6 protein-coding genes and 1 pseudogene are annotated in these 6,441 nt (G+C 60.5%); 2 read left to right on the forward strand and 5 right to left on the reverse strand.

Annotated elements, in window-relative coordinates:
* Positions 1-118, forward strand: a pseudogene (locus ABS769_RS22010) (IS5-like element ISCARN85 family transposase); the annotation flags it as partial.
* A gap of 6 nt (positions 119-124) precedes the next feature.
* On the opposite strand, the gene ABS769_RS22015 reads toward ABS769_RS22010, so the two are convergent.
* The 5 genes from ABS769_RS22015 to ABS769_RS22035 all read right to left on the reverse strand — a co-directional run bounded on the left by ABS769_RS22015 (position 125) and on the right by ABS769_RS22035 (position 4,868).
* Entirely contained in the window at positions 125-736 is a 612-nt protein-coding gene (locus tag ABS769_RS22015) for a hypothetical protein (protein ID WP_317063313.1), read from the reverse strand.
* Positions 737-984: 248 nt separating this feature from the next.
* Positions 985-1,221, reverse strand: a complete 237-nt coding sequence (locus ABS769_RS22020; protein WP_317063314.1) for a hypothetical protein — start codon at positions 1,219-1,221, stop codon at positions 985-987.
* A gap of 10 nt (positions 1,222-1,231) precedes the next feature.
* Positions 1,232-2,626 carry a serine hydrolase domain-containing protein gene (locus ABS769_RS22025; RefSeq protein ID WP_317063315.1) on the reverse strand — a complete coding sequence of 465 codons (1,395 nt, stop codon included), beginning with the start codon at positions 2,624-2,626 and terminating at the stop codon, positions 1,232-1,234.
* A 400-nt stretch (positions 2,627-3,026) separates the two neighbouring features.
* On the reverse strand, positions 3,027-3,215 hold the full coding sequence (locus tag ABS769_RS22030; RefSeq protein ID WP_006451426.1) for a CsbD family protein: 189 nt from the start codon (positions 3,213-3,215) through the stop codon (positions 3,027-3,029).
* 132 nt (positions 3,216-3,347) lie between these two features.
* On the reverse strand, positions 3,348-4,868 hold the full coding sequence (locus tag ABS769_RS22035) for a helix-turn-helix transcriptional regulator (RefSeq protein ID WP_317063318.1): 1,521 nt from the start codon (positions 4,866-4,868) through the stop codon (positions 3,348-3,350).
* A 177-nt stretch (positions 4,869-5,045) separates the two neighbouring features.
* Between ABS769_RS22035 and ABS769_RS22040 the strand changes: the two genes are divergently transcribed.
* Positions 5,046-6,029, forward strand: a complete 984-nt coding sequence (locus tag ABS769_RS22040) for a hypothetical protein (RefSeq protein WP_317063320.1) — start codon at positions 5,046-5,048, stop codon at positions 6,027-6,029.
* Positions 6,030-6,441: the final 412 nt, after the last annotated feature.

A 6,441-nucleotide genomic window follows, 5' to 3' on the forward strand; every position in this document is an offset into this window, starting at 1 on the left:
ACTGTTCCGTCGCTTGAAAGGCTACCGCCGGATTTTCTCGCGCTTCGACAAGCTGGATGTCATGTTCCTTGGATTCCTCAGCTTCGTCCTAGTCGTTGATGGGCTTCGGATGTGTTAACAGGCCCTAGTTCATTGTCCCAAGTGATCGGACGCAAAGCCTTCCGTGCGTACCGACCACTTCATTCTGCAGAAGCATGGAGAGAGTTAGGTTCTCGCCATCATCTAATATTTTAGAAAAGCGCCAGCTCTGTAATTGGCCAATTTCTCCGTAGACTGGATAATCGGTAAATCCATTTACCTTTAGTGCTTCGCGATAATAGTAAAAATCGAGGCCACAAATGTTGGCCATGCTTGAGAATTCATCTTCGTCTTTGACGAACGATAGGCTGGCGCCTTGTTTCAGACTTGCTGAGGCCGGATTGAAATCTAAGATGTAGTTCCAGCCATCTTTGAGCGGCTGGCCGTAGAAGTAGGCTTCGAGTTTTTCAGATGGATATGCAACATGTTTGAGATGGATACCGACGGCTACTTGTATACGTTCAACGCTTAAGTCATTCCGCGATGTAAGCCCTTCACACACTGTCAGGAACCGCTGACCCACTTGCTCGGCGCTTAGCACCGGGTTGTCGTGGGCCTCGCCTTTGGGTGAGGCGTTGGCGGCACTCTGTGCGTTTGGCACTGGCACCGGGTTGCCCGAGATATGCGCACAGCCACACAGCCCCAGACCGCAAAGCACGGCCCCCAACCACCCGACTGCCTTCCCAATGTGCATCGTTGATTGACCCGTGGCTGGTCCAGGGAAGTTAGTTGTGCTAACGCCAGCTGTCAATGTGCATGTTCCTCAGGGGTGAACTGCCCGCCTTCAACATCGGTGTGATCCACAACTGCCCAGCCGACAACTCTCACTTTATTGCAGTCCTCGCCTGTACCTCGCGCTCGCGCCGCTGCGCTGACTCCAGCGCCTCAACAAACCCGGCATCGGCATCAACGCACGCGCTTGCTGCAGGCACCGATATCTTCGGCAATCCGGAAACCCTCACCAAGGCTGCTTGCATTGGCCCGCCAACCATGTCCCCGCGCGGCGCTGCGTAGCACCTGGCGCGAAGAAGCGAAGCTGCCGCCGCGGGTGATGAAGTAGTCGCCTTCCCCCTCGCAGTTGTCGCGCCAGGCGTTGCCATCGTTGGGGGCACCCTGGTAGTCGGGGTGCTGGCAGTCGGCCACCCGACCTCGTTTAAAGAGGCAACCGCCGCGCGATGTAGTTCACCACGTTCTCCATGGCATCGGGATCGGTGTTACTCAATCCCACTACCACATAGCCATTCGATGGCAGCACCACGAATGCAGTGTTTGCGCCCGGCGCACCGCCTTCGTGCCCGTACTGCCTCTCTTCGCCTTGGCCACTGACCATGAAGCCATATCCGTACCAGTGCTTGTGATTTTGTGGCGAGGTGGCCGCTTCCAGTAACGCGGGCGACAGAAGCTTGCCCGTGCGCAGTGCTTCGCCGAACTTGAGCATGTCGCCCACCGTGCTGTAGCCGCCACCGGCTGCCGTTCCGCGCCATGGAAGCGATGCGGTTTCCACCTGCCAGGCACCACCTTGTTTGGCATATCCAAGGGCGCGGCTTGCGACTGATTTTGACTCCGGCTCTGACCCTGTCGATCCCATGCCGGCAACGCGGTAGATGTGCTGATCTACATAGTCATAGTACGACTGGCCGCTGACAGCCTCGATGATTGCGCCAAGCACGACGTATCCATAGTTGGAATAGCCATCCTGACTGCCTGGTACTTGTTCTGGTGGAGTGGCGCCGAAACGTTTGATGTAATCGGCATGCGTTTTCAAGGTCTGCGAATAGCTACTGAACTCGTCACCGAAGATCTCGCCGAGTCCACTGGTGTGATTGAGCAATTGCCGCAGCGTAATGGAACAGGCGATGGCGTGGTCGGGATAATCAGGCAGATAGTCGTTGATGGTGCCATCAAGCGACAGCTTGCCGGCATCCACCAACTGCAACACGGCCACGGCGGTGAACATTTTGTTCAAGGATGCAAGTCTGAACTGTGTTTCCGGGGTAACTGCCAGCGCGGCTGATCGATTTGCCATTCCGCCTTGCCATTGCAAGAGCACCTTGCCGTCCTTGGCTACCAACAGTGCGCCGGACAATGTGTCTGCAGCGACCAAGGCATCCAGCCGTTGCTTTGTCACTTTTGCAAGGGTGGGAATCTGCACACGTTTGGGCCGGTATTCGGACGGCATTTCCACGCCTTCGATCTGGAAAACGTGCACATCCGAGGGGTCGGTCTGTTCCAGCTCAACGGTCACCAACAGCGCACGTTCGCTCGGCTTCACCTGTACGATCATTTCGACTTTCTTGGGGCTGCTTGATCTCACAGTCAGCACGTTGAAGTTGCCCATTGAGGCATGCAGGTCGGCATCGCGCTGCGCGTTGCGGTCGATCTTGTACGCGGCGATGACCTCCTGCAACTCTTGCTGATTGCCCCGGTTGAACGCAGATAGCCAGCGATTGAAGATTTGTTCGGGTGTCTTGATCGGGGAGGGCTGCGTGCTCCAGCCCTCGGCAGTCCAGAGAAGAAAAACGGCGGCGAGCAGCTTGAAACGCGTCATCCAATCAGCCTGTCGTTGCAGCCATGTCGGCTCGCCGATCATCACAGGAAGTGGGGCTGAGTACAAAGCGACAGTGCTGATGACGCAAGTCCAGCAGTTTGTGTGAATGCTTTCGGGCGTTCAGGTGGCCGTGTCTATCTCACCGACGTCGCTTATTTCTGGCGGGACGTCACTGCTGCGTCATGCAGTGGAAAGCAGCAGTGCTAGCCAACGCAGACGATTGCAAGATTTACTTCCGCGCGGCAATGACAGAGGAGTGCTGCACTTTATCCAACCTCCACAAACGCCAACGCCCCGATCAAGTCGGGGCGTTGGTGCGATCTATCGCTAAAACTCGGTAGCGCCGTTTGCAAAGTCGTGGACTACGCAAAACAGCCAACCCTTGCTCCGGCCAATGGAGTTACTTGGTCGACTTGGACGCGTCACGCACTTTGTCGGCCACTTCGCCGGCCTTGCTCTGCACCTTGCCGATATTCTTTTCGGCGGCGCCTTCCAGCTCGGTGCTCTTGTCGCCGGTGACGCGGCCGATGGCTTCCTTGACCGAGCCCTTGACCTGCTTGGCGGTACCTTCGATACGGTTCTTATCCATGGGACGTTTCTCGTAGTTGGGGAACCGGCTTAGTCTGTGCGGGCCGGTGTGAGCATGGTGTCGGCCCGCGCGGTGCCTGCCCACATGCGGATGCACCAGGGCGGCTAGTGCATCCGGCCCAGCTACAGCCTGTCAGGCCTTGCGCGCGGGCTTTTTGGCGCCGCGGCCGGCAAAGCCGCGTTCGCGTGCCCACACGATGGCTTCGCCGCGGCTGTGCACGTCGATCTTGGAATACAGCGCGGCCACGTGGTTGCGCACGGTATTGGGCGCAACGCTGAGTTGCTGTGCGATTTCCTTGTCGGCCAGGCCTTCGGCAAGCAAGCCCAACACGTCACGCTCGCGTCCGGTCAGTTCGGCGATGCCGCAGCTTTGCGCCTGGCTGGGGCGATTGGCGCGGCGCACGTTGGCCAGCTTCTCCAACAGGGTCTGGCTGAACCAGGAGGCGTCCTGCATCACTTCTTCGATGGCGGCGACCAATTCCATCTCGGTGCGTTTGCGGTCGGTGATGTCCATCAGCGACAACAGGTAACACGGTACGCCGTGGATGCTCACCGTTTCGGCCGAGATCAGGCAATCGAGCTGCTCGCCATCCTTGCGCGTGATGGGATATTCCACATTGAGCATGCTGCCGCTTTGTTGCAGCGCGTTGCAGAACTGCTGATACGCCTGGCGGCTAGGAAACAGGCCGATTTCTTCGATGGGTTTGCCGATGATGTCTTCGCTGGCGTACTGGGTGGTCTGCGCCACCGCGTCGTTGATTTCCACTATCTGCAAGGTGTCGGCATTGCAGATCAGCGTGGGCACCGGAGTGATGCGGAAGGCCTTGGCGAAGCGTTCTTCGCTTTGCCGCAAGGCCACCTCGGCGCGGCGCCGCGGCTCCAGGTCCATGAAGGTGAACAGCATGCAGGCTTCTTCGCCGATTTCGATCGGCTGGCCGGCCACCACCACCATCTTGGTGGTGCCATCGGGCAGGCTGAGTTCGGCCTGCATCTGCGGGATGGTGGTGCCCTCGTTGAGGCGCTCCAGCGCCAGCTCGCGGCGGTCGGCCAGTTCCAGCACATCCACCTCGAACACGCTCTTGCCCACCACCGCTTCGCGCGTGTAGCCGGTCATTTCCACAAAGCCCTGATTGACCTTGATATAGCGCTGATCGGCGAGCCGGCAGATCACCGCAGGCGCCGGGTTGGCGTTGAAGGTGCGTTCGAAGCGCTGCTCGGCGCTGGCCCACTCGCTGGCGTCGGCGACGATCAGCACCAGGCAATCCGGTGCGCCTTGCGCGTCGGTCAGCACCAGGCTGCGCACGCGGTGCACCCATTGCTCCTCGGTGCCGGCGCGCACCACTTCCACCACCACATCGTTGAAGACTTCGCCGGCGATGACACGGTCGATGGGGTAATTGCCGGCGCTCAGGCGATGGTTGTTGCGATAGCGCAGCTGGAAGCGCTCGCGGTATTCGCTCACCGTGGCGCCCAGGTCTTCCAGCACGCTTGCGCCATGCATGGCCAGCGCGGCCTCGTTGGCCCAGGTGATGGACTGATCCGGCTCGACCAGAATCACGCCCTCGCTCAGCCCGGTAATGATCTGCTGCAGCTGGCGGCGGTTGGTGGACTGGGGCGGGCTGCTGGGCGGCGCGGTTTCACTCGCTGACGACATGGGGTGACCTCGGGTAACAACGGCGATTGAAACTAGGCAATGGACACCAAGGGTGGCGGCACACGGTAGCCGCTGCCTGACGCGAATGCACTAGCCGCACTGGTGCATTCGGCTCAGGCATGGGCGCAGCACGCCTTACACACTGAGCGCCCATTTCTACCGTTGTGAGGCACTCCCATGGCACAGGTCGTTCGCCAGTCCACTCTCGCCCCCAGGATGTCGTGGGGCGCCGTGCTTGCCGGCTGCACCTTCGCGCTGGTGACCTATCTGACGTTGAGCGTGTTGGGCACCGCAATCGGTGCCTCCACCATCGATCCGCTGCGTGAAGCCAACCCGGTCAGCGGGCTGGGCACCGGTGCGGGTATCTGGCTGGCGTTGAGCACATTGATCTCGATCGGCGTAGGCGCGTTTGTCGCCGGCCGCCTGGCCACGGTACGCGGCGGGCTGCACGGTCTGTTGAGCTGGGCGGTGACCTCGTTGATCACCACCTGGTTGGTGGCGGCGCTGGCCAGCAATGCGGTAGGCGCGGTGTCGGGCGTGGTCGGCAAGGGCGTGTCGCTGACCGGGCAGGGCATCGCTGCTGCGGCGCCAGCGTTGGGCAATGGGGTGCAGGATGAATTGAAGAAGCAGGGCATCGCGCTGGATTGGGGCGACCTGCGCGGTCAGCTGGACACGGTATTGCGCCAGACCGGCAAGGCCGAACTCGATCCTGAGCGTCTGAAGGATCAGGCCGAGACCATGAGCGACGACGGCAAGGCCACCGCCACCGATGCGGCGCAGACCCCGCAGGCCGCCTCGGACGAACTGGCCGCGTGGTTCGACCGTGTGCGTGCGCAGGCCAAACCGGCCATCGATGCGGCCGACCGCGATGCGTTGATCAACCTGATCGTGGCGCGCACCGGTAAGTCGCGTGCAGAAGCCGAGCAGATTGCCGACAACTACGCGCAGAGCTACCAGAAGGCCGTGGCCCAATACGAAGCGCTCAAGCGCACCGCCGAGCAGAAGGCGCGCGAGGCCGGCGATGTTGCGGCACGCGGCATCTCGCGCGCGGCCTGGAGCACCTTGGTGTTGTTGATCCTGGGCGCAGGCATTGCGTTCGCCGCCGGGCGTGCCGGTCGCCGCACCGATCCTGTTGTGATCGATCCGGTTGTGGGGGTGTGAGCTTTCTTGTCGAAGTGTCAGGTTGACGGTTGGGGAACCGTCGCCTGCTGCAAGGCGTCCTTGGTCCCAAGGTGCGCCGAGTTAGGAGTGACACTGAGCAAGCAACCGGGGTAAACCCTTCTCGGCGAAGGATGCCAAGACTCGCTCTCCACCGGGCCATCTAGGGATGGTCCGGTGTTTTTTTGCGTGGAGATTATTTTTAATTACCGCTGCGTGTTTGAAGCTTGGAAGTCGGTTAGGCATTCGACTTCGGTGTACGAGTGTTTGCAGTTTGCGTTGACACTAGGTCTGCCGGTTTTGTGCGAGTGCTTCGGTCTGCTGCGGGCGCTTGCACGCGTACCGGCGTGGGACACGCCGCAAGTACGTCCGTGTAGGCTCTTACGCGGCATCCATGCCGCGTAAGGTCCCACGC

This window comes from Xanthomonas hortorum (assembly GCF_040279205.1).
GTDB lineage: Bacteria > Pseudomonadota > Gammaproteobacteria > Xanthomonadales > Xanthomonadaceae > Xanthomonas > Xanthomonas hortorum_F.

Excerpts from the sequence above, each read along its gene's own strand:
- ABS769_RS22040 (WP_317063320.1), top strand. The coding sequence starts at position 5,046 with ATGGCACAGGTCGTTCGCCAGTCCACTCTCGCCCCCAGGATGTCGTGG.
- ABS769_RS22030 (WP_006451426.1), bottom strand. The coding sequence starts at position 3,215 with ATGGATAAGAACCGTATCGAAGGTACCGCCAAGCAGGTCAAGGGCTCG.
- ABS769_RS22035 (WP_317063318.1), bottom strand. The coding sequence starts at position 4,868 with ATGTCGTCAGCGAGTGAAACCGCGCCGCCCAGCAGCCCGCCCCAGTCC.
- ABS769_RS22025 (WP_317063315.1), bottom strand. The coding sequence starts at position 2,626 with ATGACGCGTTTCAAGCTGCTCGCCGCCGTTTTTCTTCTCTGGACTGCC.